The organism is Oceanobacter sp. ABM4_470, assembly GCF_056158645.1.
Map to the genome: position 1 here is coordinate 215,588 of NZ_JBSWTR010000001.1, position 20,739 is coordinate 236,326.

Below are 20,739 nucleotides of genomic sequence, written 5' to 3' on the forward strand. Positions count from 1 at the left end.
GTGATACAGAGGCAATCCTCCACTGACTGCCACAAGTGATGATAGTCAGGGGTGTTTGAGGTGCTATTATAGGCGCCGCCCAAGGGATGGCCACCGACGCTATCACAGGTTGCCTACCGCGCGGCATTGGACGATACCCCAAAAAGAAATGAGAGGATCCAATAATGAGCGACGCCAAGCAGTCTTTGCAGGAAAAACTGGAACAGCTTGAGAAAGGCCTGTTTCTGATGAGCGTAGACCGTGTTCGTGCTTTGTCCGTTCACGAAACCGTCGACTTGATCGAAGAGTTGCGCACCGTCGTAGCCGCGGCCAAAACCGACGTTGAAAAACTGTAACAAGCAAACGCTGTAAACACATTAAAGGGTAACAGGAACGTATTGTGACCGAACTGGTTCTTATCCGGGTATCCGGTGCCGACAAACCCGGCCTGACGGCCAGCATGACCGCTATTCTGGCTCAGTATGGCGTAACCATTCTGGATATTGGCCAGGCTGAGATTCACGACACCTTGTCTCTGGGCATTCTTGCCGCCGTTCCTGACAGCGCAGAATCTGCTCCGGTATTAAAAGATGTGCTATTCAAGGCGCACGAACTGGGGCTCTCTATCCGATTTACGCCGGTAACCGCCGAAAGCTACGAGCAGTGGGTTTCCGGTCAGGGCAAAAACCGCCACATCATTACCTTGCTGGCGCGTACCATTGAGGCCGAAGCCATTGCCCGGGTGACTGCCATTGTGGCAGAAGCGGGTCTCAATATTGACCAGATCAGCCGTTTGTCTGGTCGGGTGCCGTTGGATCAAACCGACGAAGACACCCATACCCGCGCCTGTGTTGAGTTTTCCGTGCGTGGCGATGCCAACCAGAGCGAATTACGCGCTCGCTTCCTGAAAGTGACCAACGAGCTGGGCGTCGACGTTGCTGTGCAGGCAGACGACGTTTACCGCCGCACCCGCCGTCTGGTGGCGTTCGATATGGACTCCACCCTGATTGAAGCCGAAGTGATCGACAAGTTGGCCGAGGCGGCCGGTGTCGGTGACAAGGTGGCAGAAATTACCGAACGGGCGATGCAGGGCGAGCTGGACTTCAAACAGAGCTTTGCCGAGCGTATGGCGCTGCTGAAAGGTATGGACGCCAGTGTACTGGAGCAAATTGCCGAGCAGCTGCCGATCACCGAGGGCGCCGAACGCCTGATCTATAATCTGCGTGCGTTGGGTTACAAGACGGCGATTCTGTCTGGTGGTTTCACCTACTTTGGCCATTACCTGCAGAAGCGTTTGGGCATTGATTACGTGTTTGCCAATGAGCTGGAAATGGAAGATGGCCGAGTCACCGGTAATGTGATTGAGCCGGTGGTTGATGGTCAGCGCAAGGCGTTCCTGCTGCGAGAACTGGCCGAGCAGGAAGGCATCAAGCTGGAGCAGACCATTGCCGTTGGCGATGGCGCTAACGACCTGCCAATGCTGGGCATTGCCGGTTTGGGTATTGCTTTCCGTGCCAAGCCGCTGGTACGTGAGAACGCTCGCAACTCCATTTCGACTCTGGGTCTGGATGGTGTGCTGTACCTGCTGGGTTACCGCGACCGCGATATTCTGGAGCCGCCTGCGCAGGATTGATGAACGTCTTTCCGCAATGATAAGCTGCTTGCAGAAACCAAAAAGCCGACAACAATGTCGGCTTTTTGCGTTAAGGGCTGCGTTCTCTGACGGGCTATCAGCCCCAAGAGGTATCTGATCAGAAGCTGCCTTCTTCTTCGAAGTTATAGCTCATGCCATCCTGGGCGGCCTGAACATAGTCGCCCTGTACAAAGTCGGCACCCATTTGCCACAAGGTTGCGAGGGTGTTGGCGCTGTCGACCATCGGCACGATGATCTGTTTTTCCAGTTCCTGCAACTTGCCCAGCATTTGCTGCAACTGCTGTTGGTTGTCGGTCATGTTACTGGTGTAGGAAACATCGACCTTGATGAAATCGGCGGACAGATGTTGCAGGTTTTTCACCGGGTCAATGGCGCAGCCAAAACGGCTGAGACTGCATGGAATGCCCAATGCCTTGAGGTTGGCGATGAACTTCTGCGCCTGCATCAGCATGCGGGAAACATCGTCCTCGCTCAGCTGCACTACCAAGGCGCCTTTCGGCAGTCGTGCCGCACGGGTAGCAACACTGATCCAGTTCGGTAGTCCTTCGTCCAGAATGGATGGGCCGGACAGGTTCAGGAATACCTTGGTGCTGTGGCCTTTCTGGTGATGTTCACCCAAACGCTTGGCGGTGTTCAGGATGACCCAGCGGTCGATCTTGCGCTTCAGAACGTCACTGAGATCGTCGGCGTTCAAAACGTCACCGGCACTCATCAGATGGCCGTTTTTGCTCAATTTGAAGCGCGACTCGTAATGCTCGACTTCGGAGCCTTTAAGGCTGATCAACGGCTGGAATGACAACATGAAGCTGTTGTCTTTCAGAGCTTCGGTCACCATCTCTTCGATGCTGACGGCACTGTCGCTGTCGTTGTTGCGCTGCTCTTCTATGTACATGCCAATGCTGTTGCCATGCTCCTGGCCTTCGATATCGTGGGCGCGGAAGCAGGCAGTATGGGCGTTCTGCAATACGGCAGTCGGGCTGGCACTGGTCTCGTTGATCAGGGCAATGCCAATACTGACAGTGATTGTCAGGGTGCGATCGCCAAGGTCGAACATCATTTCCGCGATGTGAGCTCGCAGCTGTTCGGCTTTTTCCTGGGCCTCGGCAGCACTGGTGCTGGTCATGATCAGGGCGAAGATGTCTTCACTAACGCGTGATAGATTGCATTTATTGCCAACCAGTTTTTTGAGGGTGCTGGCCAGCTCGGTCAGTACGCTTTCAGAGCGGGCAATGCCATTGTTGGCACGCAGTCGGCCAAAGCTGTCGACGTTGATGTACAGCACTGCGCCGCGACCGCCGCTCAGCACGGACTGGTCGACGGCGACTTCCAGCTGGCTCATGAAATACGGCTTGTTGTAGAGGCCGGTGAGCACATCCAGGTTGCTGATTTCCCGCAGTTTGGCTTCCAGTTGGGTGTTCTTTTCGTTCGACTGAATGCTCACCTGGGTGCAGCGTTCGTCGGCAAAACTGGCCGGCGAAAACGTCATTCGCATCGGGAACAGGTCACCGGAACCGGACACACCAATGGTGTTGATTTCTTCGGTTTGAAAGCTGCTTTGGGAATACTGCTTGAGGAATTTTTTGAAGTCGGCCTGACCGGAGCCATCGACCATGTCGATCAGTGGCATGCCTTCGAGGTCATCGTTGGTTTCATAACCAAACATTTGCAGGTAGGCCGGGTTGCCAAAAATATGCATGCCGTCTTGTACGTAGGCGACCGCATCGCGGGAGCTTTCCAGCAACGCCTGGGCGCGCTTTTCGGCTTCGCGCAGACGAGCTTCCAGAGCTCGCTTGGCGCGGCGATTGCGCAGGTGCTCCAGCTCACGCTGGATGGCCAGAATCAGCAGGTTGTTTTCGCCCATCGGAATCATGGTGCTGGCACCGCGTTTTACCGCGGTTTCAAGGGCAATCAGGTCGATTTCGCGGTTGATCAGAATAAACGGCAGATCCTGGTTGTAACGAGCGATCTGCTCTTTCAGGCTGGTGTATTCAATGCCATGGGCTTCCGGTTCTGCCAGCAGCAGGTCCCAGGTTTTCTCTTCCAGCAGGTCGGCAAACTCTTCCAGCGAGGTGACGTATTGGGCGCGGGTGGCGCTGCCGGAATTGCGCAGCAAACTGACGATCCGTTCGGCGTCATTCTGGCTTTCCATCAGGATCAGCAGGTGCAGAGTCTCTGGAGTGGTCGACATTCTCTAGCTCGTTACAGGGTAATATTATTCTGACTTCCTGTGTCACATTGTATCCAATACTGTCTGTAGCTGCCCAGTATGGTCGCTGAACATCATAGAGGTTAACGGCTTATTGAGATAATTGGTAATAAAAACCGAGCGTTAACAGCGGAAAGAGTCAGTTGCGTCAGGCTCCATCATAAGGTTTTTGACACAGAAGTTTGTGCCTCAAGTGTCAAAAACCGTTTATTCAGAGAGGCCTGATCAACTTATTTCAGAATTGTTGGACAATATCAGGGTTTTTCCGGCTTTACCGGCCTGTTCTTTTACCAGTCTGGGTAATAAATACCCGGGCAGGCGAGCGTGCAATTGTTGGTATATCTGTAACGCCTGTTGTTTACCGGTATCGAAGTGATGGGCGCCTTGCACTTCGTCCATCAGGTGCAGGTAATAGGGCAGAATACCGGCATCAAACAGGTTTTCGCTCAGTTGCTGCAAGGTGTCGACATCGTTGTTCACGCCATTCAGCAGCACACTTTGGTTAAGCAGGGTAACGCCTGCTTGCTTCAGTTGCGCCACCGCCATTTCCAGCGCCGGGCTGATTTCGTGGCTGTGATTGATGTGCAACACCATGCTGGTACTCAAGCGGGAAGCTGCCAGACGCGCGGCCAGTTCCGGCGTAATCCGTTGGGGGATCACCACCGGCAGGCGACTGTGAATGCGCAGGCGGCGGACATGGGGAATGGCCTCGATGGCGTCGACCAGATCAATAAACTGGCCGTCTTTCAGCATCAGTGGGTCGCCGCCGCTAAGAATCACTTCACTGATGGAGCTGTCGTTACGGACATAATCAAGCGATGCGTCCCATTGGCGTCGGCTGATGCGGTTGTCGGCGTAGTCAAAGTGTCGACGGAAGCAGTAGCGGCAGTTGACGGCGCAGCCGGTGGCGGTAATCAGCAGCAGGCGACCGTCGTATTTGTGAATAATGCCTGGCTGCACGTTGGCTTCGGCTTCACCCAGCGGGTCGGTGATGTAACCGCTGACCTGTTCGGTTTCCTGTTGGCGGGGCAATACCTGCAATAACAGCGGGTCGAGCGGGTTGCCGACTTCCATTCGCTCAAGATAGGTTCGAGGTACCAGCACCGGAAAATCCTTCGCGGCCTGATCGTTGATATTAAGGCTGGCGTCTTGCAAATTGAGCTGTCGCAAGAGTTCATCACCGGAGCGGATGGCCGAGGCAAGAATCTCTTGCCAGTGCGGCTGCTCAATTGGGGCAGTTCGCGCTATGATACGCACTTTAAAAAATGTCCTACATCTTTGGATAGCGAAATGGCTAACTATTCTACCAACGAATTCAAATCTGGTCTTAAGGTAATGATGGATGGCGAGCCTTGCTCCATCATGGATAACGAATACGTTAAACCTGGTAAAGGTCAGGCGTTCAACCGCGTCAAGCTGCGTAACCTGCGTACCGGCCGTGTGGTTGAGAAAACCTTCAAATCCGGCGACTCCCTGGAGGGCGCGGATGTGATTGAAGTGGATATGGAGTACCTGTACACCGACGGTGAGTTCTGGCACTTCATGGCAACCGACGGTTCTTTTGAGCAGCACGGCGCATCTCAGGAAGCTCTGGGCGACACCATCAAGTGGCTGAAAGAGCAAGACGTGTATCTGGTGACCCTGTTCAACGGTGCCGTTCTGACAGTGACTCCACCAAACTTTGTTGAGCTGGAAGTGACTGAAACTGACCCGGGTCTGAAAGGCGACACCGCTAACGGCGGCAGCAAGCCAGCCACGCTGACCACCGGTGCTGTGGTTAAGGTGCCTCTGTTCATCAACATCGGTGAAAAACTGCGTATCGACACCCGTTCCGGTGAATACGTAAGCCGCGCCTGATATTCAGACGCTGTTCCGAAAGGGAGCCTCGGCTCCCTTTTTTGTGCCCGCCCGACGGGTCTTCGATTTTCGTTTCAGGCAGATTTTCATGACAACCAGCTGGCAACCAACCGCTTCCCTGACCGCGTTGAAGGCACGGGCCGACTGCAATCGACAGATTCGCGAGTTTTTCCACCGTCGTCAGGTGTTGGAGGTAGAAACCCCGGTATTGTCGGTAGCGGCGGTGATGGACCCCAACATTGAGCCGATGCAAACCTCCGACCAGCGCTTTTTACACACTTCGCCGGAGTACCCGATGAAGCGGCTGCTGTGTGCGGGCAGTGGCGATATCTATCAGATTGCGCGGGTGTTCCGTCGTGGCGAAGCGGGTCAGCGTCATAACCCGGAATTCTCGATGCTGGAGTGGTATCGAGTGGGCTGGGATCACCATCAACTGATGGCCGAAGTGGCCGACCTTGCCCGCGATTTATTGCAGTTGGGTGAGGGGGGCGACGTACTGACGCTGGAGTATCAGCAAGCGGTGATTCAGTACTGTGGCCTTGATCCGTTCGCCAGTACCGACCAGCAACTCAAAGCGCTGGGCATTGAGTGCGCTGGCCACGATTTGCAGTTATCCCGCGACGGCTGGCTGGATGTGATAGTCAGTCATTTGCTGGAACCGGCATTGCCGCAAAATACCCTGGTGTTTATTCATGATTTCCCGGCCTCGCAAGCGGCATTGGCGAAAACCCGCCGCAATCATCAAGGCATCGAGGTGGCTGAGCGTTTTGAGCTATTCTGGAACGGCAGTGAGCTAGCCAATGGTTACCACGAACTGACGGACGCCGAAGAGCAACGCCGCCGTTTTGAACTGGAAGCCAACGGTCGACCGCTGGATGAACATTTGCTGGCTGCGCTGGCGGTGGGGATGCCTGCATGTGCTGGTGTGGCGATGGGGCTGGATCGAATTCTGATGCACCGCTTGGGCACCCGTGCCATTGCCGACGTGCTGGCGTTTGACTGGTCGCGGGCATAAGCCCTGTTTATAAGCCCAATGCTTGGCTAACAGCTGCTAATCGGCACCGAAGTCACACGGCTTAACCTTGTTATAACGGGCCGCTTTCGATTTGGTTGACGGCGCTGAAAAACTTTACCAATTCCCACGTAGCTTTGCCTTTGGCCTCGACAGCTGCCGATCTTTTTATCGGCGGCTGATGCATCATCTGAATGAGAAAAATTCTTGTTCATGCGGCATCAGAGTGGAATCGGCTTATGGCACTTGCAAATCTGGATATCAAACCGGCGCTGTTGGCGCTGGCGTTAACGGCATCACCCTTGTTCCTGAGCGGTTGTGGTTCGGACAGCTCAAGTTCCTCAGACAGTACGTCTGAAACGACCTCTGACAGTTCAACCGACAGCTCTACGGATACCTCCACAGACTCCTCGTCCGATAGCTCGAGCGACTCTTCGTCAGATAGCTCAACTGACAGTTCGGACAGCACCACCACTGTCGATTGCAGCAGTGATGATTACGCCACTGAGTTGGCGTGTGCCGCCAACGCCTTGCTGGATTCCCTCGACTCCAGCCAACTGGCGACCATGCAATACGATTTCTCTGACTCTGAAGCCCGCACTGTCTGGTCGAATCTGCCGACCAACTCCGTGACCCGTAATGGTTTGAAACTGGGCTCCATGACCACAGCCCAGCAGACGCTGGCCATGAATCTTGCGGAAGTTGCCCTGAGCGAGGCAGGTTATCTCGATTTTCAGGGTATTTTGGCCGCTGATGACTACCTGCAAGAGCAGGGTGGCGGCAGTGTGTACAGCTCTGACAACTATTATTTTGCTATTTTCGGAACACCATCGGCATCGGATCAGTGGCAGCTGCAAATCGGTGGCCACCATCTGGCGTACAACCTCACCTATCTGTATGGCGAAGGCTATCCGGTACCGAACCACTTTGCCTCAGAGCCAAAAGAAAGCTTTGTGCTGAATTCCGAAACCTGGGCTCCAATTGAGGACGAAGGCAATGCCATGGTGGCGGTGTTTGACTCCCTTTCCTCTGACGAACTGAGCACCGCTTACCTGAGCGGCCAGTCGTTTTCTGACGTACTTGTTGGTCCTGATAACGGCAGTGGCACATTGCCTACTGACTACCCGAGCGGCAGTGATCGCACGGGGCTGCTGGTGTCTTACATGAGCGACGCACAGCAGGCATTGGTGGTTGCGGCCATCGAACAGTGGGTGCGGGATTTCCCTGCCGACGTAGTGGACTCCCTGATGGAAACCTACACCTCCGATGCCGCCTTTGCCGACACCTATGTGGCCTGGGCAGGCAGTGAATCTGCCGGTGTGGATATCGACAACACCAGCACCTACATGCGTATTGACGGCCCGCGTTTGTGGATCGAAGTAGCCGTGCAGGGTGGCATCGTGATTCGTGACGAAACTCACTACCACACCATGTACCGCGACAAGACCATGGATTATGGCAACAGTCTTTAATATGTCTGCTATTCAGTCTGTTGGTCGTCAGCTGCTGCTGCTGTGCACCTGGCTGGCGGCGTTCGGTATCACCACGGTGGCAGCCCACCCGGCGCTGCCATCGCAGTTGGTGTTTTTCAGTCCATCGGCAGAATCGGGAGCTCTGGATGCTGGCGTTCTGGATGCTGGTGAAGAGAAAGCCATTCAGTCGTTCAGCCTGACGATGCCCGTCGATCAGCTGCATCTGGCCGAACTGAGCTTGCCTGCCACGCTGCCAGAACTGACATCCGATGCCCGCGTGCGCTACCGCGATTATCTGCGCCAGCATGTGAGGATTTACCGCAGCGCCGAGCGTCAGCAATTGATCGACTGGTCGATCAGCGGTTGGCAGCTGGATACCACGTTGCGGGATACCTTTGGCACGGAACTGGTTTCTGTGATAATTCGCGTGGCCGAGCCTTTGCCAACAACCGCACTGCTGGATGTGGATACTCTGGTACACCGGGTGGTGAACCACCGCACGCTGGTAACCCTGGCTGATGCGGTAAACTCCGGTGAATCCAGTAGCGAAAAAGCCAGCGAAGAAAGGGAGTACGACTTCCAGCAGCGCTATCAGGCCGCATTGGCGCACGACGGTGCGGCAAGCGAGCAGAACGACAGTGCTCATGCCGCCGAAATGGAATCCGGCTGGGAATTCTGGCTCCGTCGTAAATACACCGAAATCCCCATGGCTCGGGTGTATCAGGTCCAACAAGACTGGCTTGCCGACAGAGCAACCAATCGGCGTTCCAATCTCAGTTATTTAGGGTATGGCTTTGAGCACATTGCCTTTGGCCCGGACCATCTGACGTTTATGCTGTGTTTGCTTCTACCAGCGCCGTTATGGGGAATCGGGTTGGGACAGGGGATGGCTCAGAGTACAGGGCGAATTCCATCATGGCGAGGCTGGGGAACACCGGTGCTGAAGCCGCTGGCCATTCAGGTCAGCTGTTTTACCCTCGGCCACATGACCAGTTTGTTGTTGGCGGCCGCAGGCTGGATGCTGATGCCGGTGGTGTGGGTCGAAATCGGGGTGGCGTTGACCATTCTACTGGCAGCCCTGAATGTGCTGAAACCAGGCTCAAAACCGGGCGCTCTGACGTTTGCGCTGACAGTGCTGTTCGGCCTGATTCATGGCTCGGCTTTTGCCGAAATCCTGCATCAGCTGAATCGTCAGGGGTGGGATCTGTTGTGGTCGTTATTGGCCTTTAATCTCGGTGTTGAGCTGATGCAGTTACTGCTGGTGGTGGCACTGGTGCCGCCATTGTTGTGGCTGGCGAGTCGGCATACTCGGGGCTTTTTACGTCTGCAAACGGTGTTGGCAGTGGCTTTGGCAGTCATTGCAAGCGGCTGGATTGTTCAGCGGCTGGAATGGTTGCCGATCACCGTCAGCGATGCTCTCGATCGTTTGTCCGATGGTTTGCCGGTGGCATTGGCGTGTGGCTGGTTGCTGTTGTTGCTGATTCTTTGGGGGTTATCGTTACGTCAGCCACCGCAGTTGGCGATCAATACAGATTCATTGGCGGCTAAATAGCCCTGACAGTAGTTGGCAAAGCCTTGCGTTTCCAAGCCGCAGGCTTCGCCTACTTCACAAGCGGTTATGGTTCTATTTGCGAACAATCCCTCGCTTCGGAATCTGACCATGACGTCCTTGCCCCGTGTACCTTCTCCGCTTCGTCGTGGTGCTTTGCGCCGCACGACAGGCATGCTGTTTTCCGTGCTGGGGTTTGGTTTGTTGTCGACGCAAGCGCAGGCTTCCGAAGTTGCATGTGAAACCCTGATTGCCCGGGTCGGGCTAAGCGGTGGTTTGCAGGTGCGGGTACCGCTGCAATCGCTGACAGCCAGAGGCCAATTTACCGTAGCTCATCTGGAAACCGCAGCGGCATCGGACCTCAGTGGCATGATGACTGACCTGGCTACGGTATTGTGGCAAGACCAACAACAAGACCGCGCGCAATGGAGCTTCAGTGATATTCACCTGGACGGTTCCCGCGAGTGGGTGTCGCTGCGGCTGCGCCCGCAAGCCAGCCAATTGCAGTGGCCGCAGGCTTGTCTGGATGACCAGCTGGTAGGCGCGAACTAGTTCAAGGGGCTAACACCAGCGCGTTAAGCCTTATTTTAAAAACCAAAAAGCCAGCTTCTGCTGGCTTTTTGGTTTCTGGCGTTTGGATATTACCGGAAGGGCCAGCTCAGTCCTGACCGTTTTCCGGGCTATCGTCCTGGTCGCCGTCTTTGTCGTCGCCGCTCTTATCCGAATCACTTTTATCCGAGTCACTCTTATCCGAGTCAACTTGGCCATCATCATCCTTGCCGTAGCGCTTGGCGTCTTCTTCGGCGTCTTCCACGGCTGTGGCTGCTGGCTCTGCTGGCATCGTCGCAGCAACGGCACTGACGCTACCAATACGGCTGCCCATGGTAATGGCAGTACCGGCTTGCAGTTCGTTGCTCCAGTCGATCATTTGATCGGGGAAGCACAGCACGACGGTCGAGCCGAGGCAGAAGCGACCCATTTCGGCACCACGAGCCAGATCCACAGGTTGCGGGTCGGCAAAGTCGAACACTTTCAGTTTGCGCTCTGGCGGGGTAATCCGGCCAGCCCAAACGGTTTCGATGGCGGCAACAATCATGGCACCGACCAGCACCATGGCCATTGGGCCGTGCTCGGTTTCAAAAATGCACACCAGTCGCTCGTTACGGGCAAACAGGCCCGGTACGCGTTCGGCGGTGGTCTGGTTAACCGAGAACAGCGAGCCCGGCACGTACACCATTTCTTTCAGGGTGCCTGCCATTGGCATATGAACGCGGTGGTAGTCCTTTGGCGACAGGTACAGGGTGGCAAATTTGCCGCCAACAAATGGCTCGGCACGGTCACGGTCGCCGCCCAGCAGTTCGGTCAGTGAGAACTCCTGGCCTTTAGCCTGGAAAATCTTGCCGCGCTGGATGTGGCCAATTTGCGAAACCGCCCCATCACACGGGCTCAGCAGACTGTCGGCGCGTTCGTCCAGTGGACGAGCATCCGGCAGCAGTGCACGGGTGAAAAAGTCGTTGAAGCTTTTGTAGTCCTGCGGGTGCTGGTGAACGGCTTCGTCCAGTTGCACACCGTACTGACGCATAAAGCGTTGGATCAGCTGGTTTTTGACCCAGCGGTTTTCGCAGGAAGCCAGTTTGCCCACCACGCGAGACAGCAGGTGATGTGGCAGGATGTATTGGCTGGCGATAAAAAAGTCATCTTTCAACAAAAGAAAGGTTCTCCGAATAACGTGTTCTTTAGGACGGCCCTGTGAAGCTGGCCACCATGGCAATAAACATCAGCCGCGAGGGCTTGGGCCTTCAACCACCGGAACGTCTGGATCGTTGCCCCATTCCGCCCAGCTGCCTGCGTAGGCCTTGATGTTGAGGCCCAGAATCTTGCCCACCAGATAGGTATAGCCGGAGCGGTGATGGCTTTGGCAGTGGGTGGCAATTTCCTTGTCGGCGGTGACGCCCATGTCAGTCAGTATCTGACGGAACTCATCGAGGTTCTGGATGCGCAAGTGGCGTTGCTTGTCCATGCCGCGGGTCCATTCGTAGTTTACCGCGCCTGGAATGTGGCCACCGCGAGCAGAGACGACTTTTTCGCCGGTGTATTCCTGCTCTGAACGGGCGTCCCAGACGATGAAATCGTCATTGCCCAGTCGGTCGAGGATGTCTTGCTTGCTGAGTGAGAAGCCGGTTTGCAGTTCGTTAACCTGATAGTCACTGGCGGTTGGCAGCTGCTGGCCGCTGTCGGTGGTCAAACCTGCTGCCAGCCAGGCGTGAATGCCGCCATTCAGGTAGCTGTAGTGGTGGTGGCCAATCATGTCCAGCGCCCAGATCAGGCGACCAGCCCAGCCGCCACCTTCGTCGTCGTAGGCGATTACATGGGTATCCGGGGTCAGCCCCAGCTCGCTGAATACGTCGGACAGCTGCTGCAGCGACGGCAATGCGCCCGGGGTTGGCTTGACGCCCAGTTGCAGGCGTTTGAAGTCCAGATGTACGGCTCCGGGCACATGGTGTTGCAGGTAGCTGTCGAGCTTGCTCTGGTCAATGATCAACACATTGGAAAGCGGCAATTGCGGGGCAAGGTCTTCCACTTCCAACAGCAGCGGCAGGCTTGGCGTCTGGGACATGAACAGAGAACTCCGGAAACGTGTAACAAACCAGCAGTGTATCCAAGCCGGACTGTTCTGTCAGTGGCTGGTGGCTTGCTGTTTCTTCAGGGAGGCCTGTTTCAGGGCCGCCAGTCCATGGGAGGCGCTGTGACACAGCTGTTTGAATTGCTGATATTGATGTTTGTCCGGCAAAGGTTGAGCAATGTCGGTGATACCGGCGATGACTATCCCAATAGGCTTGCTGCCGGCACTGACTGACATGGCCATAAAGAACGACGGCAACCGTTCCGCGATGTTCATGGGCAAGCCGCCAAGAACATTATCACGATTGGCGGCATGCACGGCGATGGCGGCACTGCGCTGCATCAGCTTGGTGAACAGGTTGTTGGGTTGCAGGCGGGTCTGGATGCCGATTAACGGGTGATCGTCATCTAGGCCCCGTTGATACAGCATACGAATGGCGGATTTTTCGCGGTTGGGTAACAGCACGGCGGCAAACGGCAGGCCGATGTCGTCGTGGATACCTTCCAGCAGACTGGTCATCAGGGTGTTCCAGTCGCCAAAACTGGTGGCGTCCTGTTCCAGTCGGCTTTGCAGAACGTTAAAGGCTTGCTGGTGTCGTTCGGCTTCCAGTTCTGCGGCGTTCTCGTTGATGTCGGCAGGCAGGCTTTCTGCCTGGAGATTTTCTGTTGGAAGGTCTGGGGTTTGAAGCTCGTCCTGGGTTTGAATGTCTTGAGTAGGCAAATCCTGAGCCTCGGACAGCGGACGAATACCTGTGGCATCTGTTGCCGCATTCGATGCGGTGATTTGTGGCTCGAAATTTTTCTGCTCCGGGGCTTCGCTGCCATCTTCTTCCAGCCATGGGTACAGCAAGTCACTGAACGCCGGAGCCACTGGCGATAACAGGGCATGAATGCCGGTGGAGTAGGCGGAATGCTGGTGGTGTGCGGTGTTGAACTGGGTTTCACGCACCCGTGGAATCAGCACGTCGGCGGATTTGCTGAGCCAGTGGCTGATGATCTGAATCCAGCGCTGGCTGCGTTTGCCGTACGGATTAATGTGCAGGTGCCAGGCCAGGCTGTTGGCCATCACCGGGGTGATTTCCGGGCGCTGGCACAAGTGCAGCAACGGCCGGCCTTTTTCTTTTTCCAGATCCCATGGGTCGTAGCGGCGCAGCATGGACCACTGTGCTGCTGTTGGCTGTTTGGTTGGATTCCAGGCGTCGCGGGCCAGTGGCGGCAGCGCAAAGCGGCTAACCAGCTGGTGCCAGGGTTTCATGTCGGTTCCCCAAACCTGTTGCAGCGCGGCCTGGATTTCGAGCCCGCGGGAAACGTAATACAGCAGGTTGCGGGCTTGCGGCTGTTGTAGCAGCCAGGGCCACAGTGGCGCAAACACCATCATGGCGCCCCAGCGGGCGTAGTGTTCGCTGTTGTTGCCTTTGTGGTGTGTCATCACGGCGGCAATGGTGCCGGCCATGCTGGAAGTAATCAGTGCGGCGCGGTACGCCTGTTCTGCCGGGACTTCGCTGCTGGCAGACACCACCGGCAGTTGTTTCACCAGTCGCACCAGCTCCTGCATGCCCAGCAAGGACAAACAATTGGCCGCGCCGCTGATCTGCTGAATGGCTTCCGGGTTCAGTTGTACCGCCAGACGCTGGATTTGCAGACACAGCGCCGGGTCTTTCTCTACCTCGGGGGCCAGATCGTTGAAATTCACCTGTTTGTCGCGCAGCAGGGTGTGCAGCCGCGACCGGGTTTCTTCCAGTATCGGCAGGCTGTTGGTTTTGAGAACGGCGTCCCAATCCTGCTTGCCAAACGGCAGCGAAGTGAATGTTCGGAGGTCTGGTTTCATGTCCGTATTTGAGTAAACGTGAGTCGTGTCCTTAACTATAGACAGGAATTTCTCATCGAGAGCAGGGGGCGCCCGCCAGCATGTTGTTTTTGCTAGGAGTCATCATCGTATTTGGAAGCGTGCTGTATGGGTTTGTGATGTCCCATGGCCAGCTATTGGCCTTATGGCAGCCGTTCGAAATTCTCATCATTGTCGGTGCGGCAGTGGGGGCGTTTCTGATTTCCAACCCCTGGGCTGTGGTTTCCCGCAGCATGGCGCAAATCCCGCAGGCCATCATGGGAGCGCGACATCACAAGGTGCGCGAAATGGAAGTGCTGGCACTGATTTACGACATCCTCGGCAAATCGCGCCGGGAAGGCATGATGTCGATTGAGGACGACATCGATAACCCGCAGTCGAGTGCCTTGTTCGCCCGTTACCCCAGTGTTCAGAAGAACGCCGAACTGGCGAATTTTATTGCCGACTATTTTCGCATCATTGTGGTCGGCAACCTCAGCGCCTACGAGCTGGAAGGCCTGATGGACCATGAGATTGATACGCGCCTGCACGAGCTGGAACAACCCGCCGGTGCGCTCGGCAAGGTCGCCGATGCGCTGCCGGGCTTTGGTATTGTGGCCGCGGTGCTCGGCATTGTGATCACCATGGGCGCCATTGGTGGCGACATTACCGAAATTGGTGCTCATGTGGCGGCGGCCCTGGTCGGTACGTTTTCTGGGGTGCTGCTGTCTTATGGTTTGGTGGGGCCGCTGGCTGCCAAAATGAAGCATCTGGCCGAAGATGAAATTCGTCTGTACGACGCCGCCAAAGCCGCCATCATTGCTTCCTTGCATGGCTTGCAGCCGCAGCTGGCGGTGGAGTTTGGTCGTAAGGCGCTGTTTGCTCATAGCCGCCCCAGCTTCAGTGAGCTGGACGGCCGTTTGAGAGGCCGCTGATGGAGAATCTCGGTCCACAGCCGCCCATTGTTATTCGACGGGGTGGCCGTGTTCGTCACGAAGATCATGGCGGCGCCTGGAAAGTGGCGATGGCGGATTTCGCGCTGGCGCTGATGGCGCTGTTTCTGGTGCTTTGGATCATCAACAACTCTACCGAAGACGAACGCAAAGCCATTTCCGGCTACTTTCAGGACCCCCGTGCTTTTGAAGATGGCCGTTTGGCACCGTCTGCGACGCCTATTGATCTGGGCGGCTCGCCGTCGATTCAGGCCAATGTCGGTCAGGATGGAGCGTCGGACCCGATGGTCGATTTGCAAGCCAATCCGCGCAGCAGCGACGGTGAGGATCAGGATCAGCTGGAGCATCTGGAACAGATGCTGGAAGAGTTGATCATCGCCAGTCCGACACTCAGCCCCTTCAAAAACCAGATCATGCTGGACATGACCACCGAAGGCTTGCGGCTGCAAATCGTCGACCGCCGCGAGCGGCCCATGTTCGAAACCGGCAGCGCCCGGTTGACCTATTACACCGAAGACATTCTGTGGGAACTGGCTCCAACGCTGGCGCAGTCGAGCTTGTCGATATCGGTGACGGGACACACTGACGCCATGCCGAACAATCCCAGTGGTCTGGCGGAAGACAACGGAAACTGGCTGCTGTCGGCCGCACGGGCAGACGCCGCCCGTTTTGCTCTGGTTGAAGCCGGGGTGGAAAACCAGCAGATTGCCCGGGTTGTGGGGATGGGCGACACCACGCCATACAATCCGGATGACCCGACCGCAGCGGTCAATCGCCGTATTGGCTTGCTGCTGTTGCGGCCGAAAGCGGAAAAACGTGAGCAGGAACTGGACTACTTTGAACAGCAGCAGGATGAAGATCGCCGCGCCCAACAAACAGAAAACGCAGCCGGACGGGCGGATTCAGACGTTGGCCGGGTGCAGCAAAACCGCGATCGGCCGGATAACCAGTACGATAATCCGCCCAATCTTTACGAGTAGCGGCTGGGCCTATAACTCGGACAGGGTTTCCAGAATCCGTTTGTAGCTGACAAAACGTTCTGGCGTTACTTCGTCGTTATCCACCGCTTCTATTAAAGCGCAGCCCGGCTCACTTTCGTGGCGGCAGTCGCGGAAGCGGCAGTGGCCCGCCAGATCTCGCAATTCACGGAATCCGTACAGCACTTCGTCTTCGCTCATATGCCAGAGGCCAAATTCACGGATTCCGGGGGAATCGATCAAATCGCCACCGGCCGGGAAGTGGTACAAGCGGGCGGTGGTGGTGGTGTGTTTGCCCTTGCGGGTGTTTTCAGACAAGGCGCCAACTTTCAGTTCGACGTCTGGCAGCAGGGTGTCGATCAGGGACGATTTGCCTACCCCGGATTGGCCAACAAACACACTGACCCGGTCGTTGAGGAAGTCTTTCAGGTCGCCGAGGCTATCCGGGTCTTTGGCGCTGACCTGCAAAATCTGATAGCCCAGATCGTGGTAACGCTCCAGCAGAGGGTACAGGTGGAAACGGCTGAGGTCGTCCAGCAGGTCGACCTTGTTGAGCAGGATGATGGGCTCAATGTGGCAGTTTTCACAGGCGACCAGGTAGCGGTCAATCAGGTTGGCGTGGGCGTGAGGCTCAGGCGCGACCACCAGCACAATAAAATCGATGTTGGCAGCAACGGGTTTGATTTCGTTGTAGGGATTCGGGCGCGACAGTTCGGATTCGCGGTCGAGTCGGGTTTCAACCACCCCCTGACGAATGCCCTTGTCGTTTTCCGCACCGGGGCGAAACACTACCATGTCGCCAGTTACCAGCGGCCCAAGGTTGGAACGCATAAAGCAGCGGTAGGAATTACGGTCGCGGTCTTCAAGTTCAACCTGCGAGCCAAAGTGCGCGATCACCTGGCCATGAATTTCATCGCCCAGCTCACCGGCGCTAAGCTGATCGGAAATTTCGGCTTCCTTCTGCTCGGCCCGTTTGGCTTTTTCTTCCTGGATCTTGGCGATGCGCCAGGTTTGTTTTTTGGTGAGCTTGCGTTTGGCCATGCGACTCTCTGAATTCAACGAAGGCCGCTATTCTCCGGTTTGGTCAGCAAGGGCGCAAGTGGGGAGGAGGATATTACAGCGCCGCAGTAGAACCGCTCACATCGGTCAGCTGGCGCTGCAGACGACGGCGCTGTGACCCCAGCATCAGCAAGCCACTGGCACATAACAGCATCCAGACCGAGCCTGCGGCAATCATGCTGATGTTCACTTCAGGGTTGGATAGCAGCGGATGGACATCCCGGCTATAAGGGCTGAAACGGCCAAAAAATCCAAACGCCACCAGCATCATGCCGGGAGCATCCAGTACCGCGATCAGCACACTTTTGCGGTGGATTTTGTCGAGTTCTTCATAGGTTGCCTGATTGCTGCTGCACTGCTGGTCGGGCAAGGCGAGGGACTTTCGGGTCAAAACGAAACTCTTTCAACAGCTGACTGAGGGGCCAGAAATATAGTGATTGTCGGACAATATAATCGGAACTGGTTCACAAAATAAGGGGTGTTAGAAATCTCATTAGTATTTATGTGGATTTATAACCAGGCTCTGACCCTCCCACCTCGGGCCGTTAGCCGCTAGAATTTCAGCAAACCTCAACGGGAAAGAAACATGAGTCAGCAAGACAATCTGGTGTGGATGGATCTGGAAATGACCGGTCTGGAGCCAGAGCGTGATGTGATTATTGAAATCGCCACCATCGTCACCGACAGCAATATGAATGTGATTGCCGAAGGGCCAGTGATGGCCATCAAACAGCCGGACATTCTGTTGGACGCCATGGACGAGTGGAACACCCGTACCCACGGCAATTCGGGTCTGACCCAGCGAGTCAAGGACAGTCAATTCAACTGCCGTGCCGCCGAGCTGGAAACCCTGGCGTTTCTCAAACAACACGTGAAAGCAGGCACCTCGCCACTGTGCGGCAACAGCATCCATCAGGACCGTCGTTTTCTGGTGAAATACATGCCGGAGCTGGAAGCCTTCTTTCATTACCGCAACATCGACGTCAGCACACTTAAAGAGCTGGCCAAGCGCTGGAACCCGGCGGTGGTGTCATCGTTCACCAAAACCGGCACGCATCAGGCGCTGGATGACATTCGTGAGTCGATCAACGAACTCAAGCATTACCGCCAGCATTTCCTGATCAGCCAGTGATCGGGTTGATAACAGGCTGATCCTGACAGGTGATTTAAACAGGCAGCCCATACAGATAACCCATACCGAAAACCCAAACAAACAGGCCAGCATTACGCTGGCCTGTTTGTTTTTGGTTAATGCCTGTTCCGGGGCCAGGGATCAGGACAGGGTTTCCGACGGCTTGTCTGCGGTGCGCATTTGCGCATGCTGAACGGCCAGATTGGACTGTCGAGCCCGTTCGACGGCATCGAGGAAATCCTTGCCCCAGTGGTCGATGTCGTAATACTGCACCGCGTCATAGGCGTCGCGCAGGCGGGCCTTGGCTTCGCCCTTGTCCATGGTGAGGCCCTGCCAGGCCGAATCGGCCAGCTCGTGGGGTGAATGTGGGTTGGTCAGCACCGCGCCTTTCAACTCGGCGGCAGCACCGGCAAACTCCGACAGCACCAGCACGCCGTCACCGTCAATCATGCCCTGGGTTGCCACGTATTCCTTGGCCACCAGATTCAGACCGTCGCGCAGTGGCGTAATCCACATCACATCGGCGACGGCATAGTAGGCCACCAACTGTTCAAACGGCACCTTGCGGAAGAAGAACTGCAGCGGCATCCAGCCAACCTGAGCAAAACGACCATTGATACGACCAACCGCCTGTTCAATTTCGGTTTGCAGCTCGGCGTAAATCGTCATTTCCTTGGCCGCAGGCACACACACAGTGATCAGCGTAACCTCGCCAATCAGCTCCGGGTGTTCGTCCAGCAAGCGCTCAAAGGCTTGCAGTTTTTCCAGAATGCCCTTGGTGTAGTCCAGTCGCTCAACCGACAGCAGCACCTTGGTGCCTTCCAGTTCGGACTTCAGGTTTTCAATTTGCTTCTGAATCGCCGGGTCGTCGAGGGAGTGGGTGATACGGCCCAAATCCAGCCCCACCGGATGTGCCCCCAGATGAATACGACGACCATTCACTTCAATCACTGACGTCATTTCCTCAAGTCCCACCGCACAGCCGTAGGTCAGGAAGCGCGGTGCGCAGTTGGTGCGTTCGATCACTTTCAGCGGCGTCACACCACGGGCGACGTCGATAAAGTTCTCTGACTGACGTGGAATATGGAAGCCGACAAAATCGCATTGCAGCAGACTGCCGATGATCTCTTTGCGCCACGGCACCACGTTGAATACGTCCGCCGACGGGAAGTAGGTGTGGTGGAAAAAGGCAATGGTCAGGTCCGGGCGCATTTCGCGCAGGTAGGCAGGCACCATCCAGAGGTTGTAGTCGTGAATCCAGACGGTGGCGTTTTCTGCCGCTTCTTGTGCGGTTTGTTCGGCAAACTTCTTGTTTACTTTCAGGAATACCTGCCAGTCTTCTTCAAGGAAGGTCGCACGCTCCCAGAAGGTATGCAGGGTTGGCCAGAAAGCCTCCTTGGAGAATTTCTTGTAGAAGATATCCACTTCCTGCTTGCTCAGGTTAACCCGGGCAACCGCCAGATTCGGGTATTTGACCTTGTCGACCGATGAGCGGGTCTTGTAGCCCGGCGTTGATGGGCTAACGCTCGACCAGGCCACCCAGGAGCCGGTTTTGCCATCGCCAAAAAAGCTCAGCAGGGTTGGAATAATGCCGTTTGGCGATGACGGCTGGCGCTCTACAACCGCGCCGTTTTCGACCGATTCTTCAAAGGGTAAACGGTGATAGACCACCACTAGATCAGATTTGCCCGGCTGAACGTCGTCACGGGTTTCGTGAGCGACGCCTTGCTCGCCCAGAAAACCGTACTGATTAAAGGCTTCAATAATGCCACCTGCGCCGATTTCGTTGGCGTGGTAAATCAGCGATTCGCGCTCGGTCTGCTCCAGCAAACGGTCTTCAGAACCGCCCACGCAGACGGCCGGGTAATCCAGCGACAGCATGGCCAGGTCGTTCAAGCTGTCGCCTGCAATCAATACTTCGTTCTGGGCCAGCCCAAGATGGTCGATCAACGATTGCAGGGTGGTGCCCTTGTTCACGCCACGCGGCAGAATGTCGAGATATTGATGATAGGAATACAGCAGGTCGCAACCGAGCTTGCTGATGACTTCACGAACCTCATCGGTGACTTCTTCAGGTTGGCAATCGTACGAGCAGCGGCGCTCTTGCGGCACGTCCTGACGAATAAGGTTGGGGAAGGCATCCAACGCGCTGGCAACGGCCACTTCACCGGGCCAGTTCTGTTCAATTTCGGCCTGAATATCGCCGATGGGTTGCAGGGTGTCACCGTCAACAATGGTCGCACCCACATCACAGATGATGTAGTCGGGCTTTGGCAGAGACGGGTCGGACAACAGCGGAATGACCATTTCCAGACCACGGCCGGTCACGTAGGCTAGCTGGATGTGCGGGTGGTGGCTGATCAGTTGGTAAAGCTGGTAACGGGCCTCTTGAGAGCCTGCGAGCAAGGTTCCATCAAGGTCTGTTGCAAGTAACATCGGATT

18 protein-coding genes are annotated in these 20,739 nt (G+C 56.0%); 10 read left to right on the plus strand and 8 right to left on the minus strand.

Annotation, left to right across the window (positions count from 1 at the left end):
- The first annotated feature begins 164 nt into the window (after positions 1–164).
- Together ACXADJ_RS00930 and serB are read left to right on the plus strand one after the other, a co-directional pair.
- Positions 165–335, plus strand: coding sequence for a hypothetical protein (locus ACXADJ_RS00930; protein ID WP_169449560.1), 171 nt, complete (start codon positions 165–167; stop codon positions 333–335).
- 44 nt (positions 336–379) lie between these two features.
- The gene (gene serB, locus ACXADJ_RS00935) at positions 380–1,612 is read left to right on the plus strand and encodes a phosphoserine phosphatase SerB (RefSeq protein ID WP_475062044.1); all 1,233 of its coding nucleotides are present in this window, start codon (positions 380–382) and stop codon (positions 1,610–1,612) included.
- A 118-nt stretch (positions 1,613–1,730) separates the two neighbouring features.
- Here serB and ACXADJ_RS00940 read toward each other — a convergent pair whose 3' ends face one another.
- Both ACXADJ_RS00940 and epmB read right to left on the minus strand, forming a co-directional pair.
- A complete protein-coding gene (locus ACXADJ_RS00940; RefSeq protein ID WP_475062046.1) occupies positions 1,731–3,821 on the minus strand; it encodes an EAL domain-containing protein in 2,091 nt (696 codons plus the stop codon).
- A gap of 243 nt (positions 3,822–4,064) precedes the next feature.
- On the minus strand, positions 4,065–5,096 hold the full coding sequence (gene epmB, locus ACXADJ_RS00945; RefSeq protein ID WP_475062048.1) for an EF-P beta-lysylation protein EpmB: 1,032 nt from the start codon (positions 5,094–5,096) through the stop codon (positions 4,065–4,067).
- 33 nt (positions 5,097–5,129) lie between these two features.
- Here epmB and efp point away from each other — a divergent pair, with 33 nt between their 5' ends.
- From efp to ACXADJ_RS00970, 5 genes are all read left to right on the plus strand, one after another.
- Positions 5,130–5,696 (plus strand): elongation factor P, encoded by a 567-nt coding sequence (gene efp / locus ACXADJ_RS00950; RefSeq protein ID WP_028295010.1) that lies wholly within the window; start codon positions 5,130–5,132, stop codon positions 5,694–5,696.
- An 88-nt stretch (positions 5,697–5,784) separates the two neighbouring features.
- Entirely contained in the window at positions 5,785–6,711 is a 927-nt protein-coding gene (epmA, locus tag ACXADJ_RS00955; protein WP_475062051.1) for an EF-P lysine aminoacylase EpmA, read from the plus strand.
- Between the two features lie 236 nt (positions 6,712–6,947).
- The gene (locus ACXADJ_RS00960; RefSeq protein ID WP_475062053.1) at positions 6,948–8,180 is read left to right on the plus strand and encodes a DUF3500 domain-containing protein; all 1,233 of its coding nucleotides are present in this window, start codon (positions 6,948–6,950) and stop codon (positions 8,178–8,180) included.
- 1 nt (position 8,181) lies between these two features.
- Positions 8,182–9,732 (plus strand): HupE/UreJ family protein, encoded by a 1,551-nt coding sequence (locus ACXADJ_RS00965; RefSeq protein ID WP_475062055.1) that lies wholly within the window; start codon positions 8,182–8,184, stop codon positions 9,730–9,732.
- 108 nt (positions 9,733–9,840) lie between these two features.
- Positions 9,841–10,281 carry a hypothetical protein gene (locus ACXADJ_RS00970; RefSeq protein WP_475062059.1) on the plus strand — a complete coding sequence of 147 codons (441 nt, stop codon included), beginning with the start codon at positions 9,841–9,843 and terminating at the stop codon, positions 10,279–10,281.
- A gap of 106 nt (positions 10,282–10,387) precedes the next feature.
- Here the strand turns inward: ACXADJ_RS00970 and asd are convergent, their stop codons facing one another.
- From asd to ACXADJ_RS00985, 3 genes are all read right to left on the minus strand, one after another.
- Positions 10,388–11,437: an archaetidylserine decarboxylase gene (gene asd / locus ACXADJ_RS00975; RefSeq protein WP_475062061.1), complete on the minus strand. Its 1,050-nt coding sequence runs from the start codon at positions 11,435–11,437 to the stop codon at positions 10,388–10,390.
- Positions 11,438–11,506: 69 nt separating this feature from the next.
- On the minus strand, positions 11,507–12,346 hold the full coding sequence (locus ACXADJ_RS00980) for a sulfurtransferase (protein ID WP_475062063.1): 840 nt from the start codon (positions 12,344–12,346) through the stop codon (positions 11,507–11,509).
- 60 nt (positions 12,347–12,406) lie between these two features.
- Entirely contained in the window at positions 12,407–14,179 is a 1,773-nt protein-coding gene (locus ACXADJ_RS00985; RefSeq protein ID WP_475062065.1) for an HDOD domain-containing protein, read from the minus strand.
- Positions 14,180–14,259: 80 nt separating this feature from the next.
- On the opposite strand from ACXADJ_RS00985, the gene motA reads away from it, so the two are divergent.
- Both motA and ACXADJ_RS00995 read left to right on the plus strand, forming a co-directional pair.
- Positions 14,260–15,111 carry a flagellar motor stator protein MotA gene (gene motA, locus ACXADJ_RS00990; RefSeq protein ID WP_028295018.1) on the plus strand — a complete coding sequence of 284 codons (852 nt, stop codon included), beginning with the start codon at positions 14,260–14,262 and terminating at the stop codon, positions 15,109–15,111.
- The gene (locus ACXADJ_RS00995; RefSeq protein ID WP_475062068.1) at positions 15,111–16,109 is read left to right on the plus strand and encodes an OmpA family protein; all 999 of its coding nucleotides are present in this window, start codon (positions 15,111–15,113) and stop codon (positions 16,107–16,109) included. Before motA ends, ACXADJ_RS00995 begins: the two co-directional genes overlap by 1 nt.
- 9 nt (positions 16,110–16,118) lie before the next feature.
- On the opposite strand, the gene rsgA is transcribed toward ACXADJ_RS00995, so the two are convergent.
- Positions 16,119–17,147, minus strand: a complete 1,029-nt coding sequence (gene rsgA / locus ACXADJ_RS01000) for a small ribosomal subunit biogenesis GTPase RsgA (protein ID WP_475062070.1) — start codon at positions 17,145–17,147, stop codon at positions 16,119–16,121.
- Positions 17,148–17,220: 73 nt separating this feature from the next.
- Complete coding sequence (locus ACXADJ_RS01005; protein ID WP_475062072.1) at positions 17,221–17,556, minus strand: hypothetical protein; 336 nt, start codon at positions 17,554–17,556, stop codon at positions 17,221–17,223.
- A gap of 195 nt (positions 17,557–17,751) precedes the next feature.
- Between ACXADJ_RS01005 and orn the strand changes: the two genes are divergently transcribed.
- Positions 17,752–18,297 carry an oligoribonuclease gene (gene orn / locus ACXADJ_RS01010; protein WP_475062074.1) on the plus strand — a complete coding sequence of 182 codons (546 nt, stop codon included), beginning with the start codon at positions 17,752–17,754 and terminating at the stop codon, positions 18,295–18,297.
- Positions 18,298–18,438: 141 nt separating this feature from the next.
- Here orn and ggpS read toward each other — a convergent pair whose 3' ends face one another.
- Positions 18,439–20,733 (minus strand): glucosylglycerol-phosphate synthase, encoded by a 2,295-nt coding sequence (gene ggpS / locus ACXADJ_RS01015; RefSeq protein WP_475062076.1) that lies wholly within the window; start codon positions 20,731–20,733, stop codon positions 18,439–18,441.
- Between the last annotated feature and the right edge of the window lie 6 nt (positions 20,734–20,739).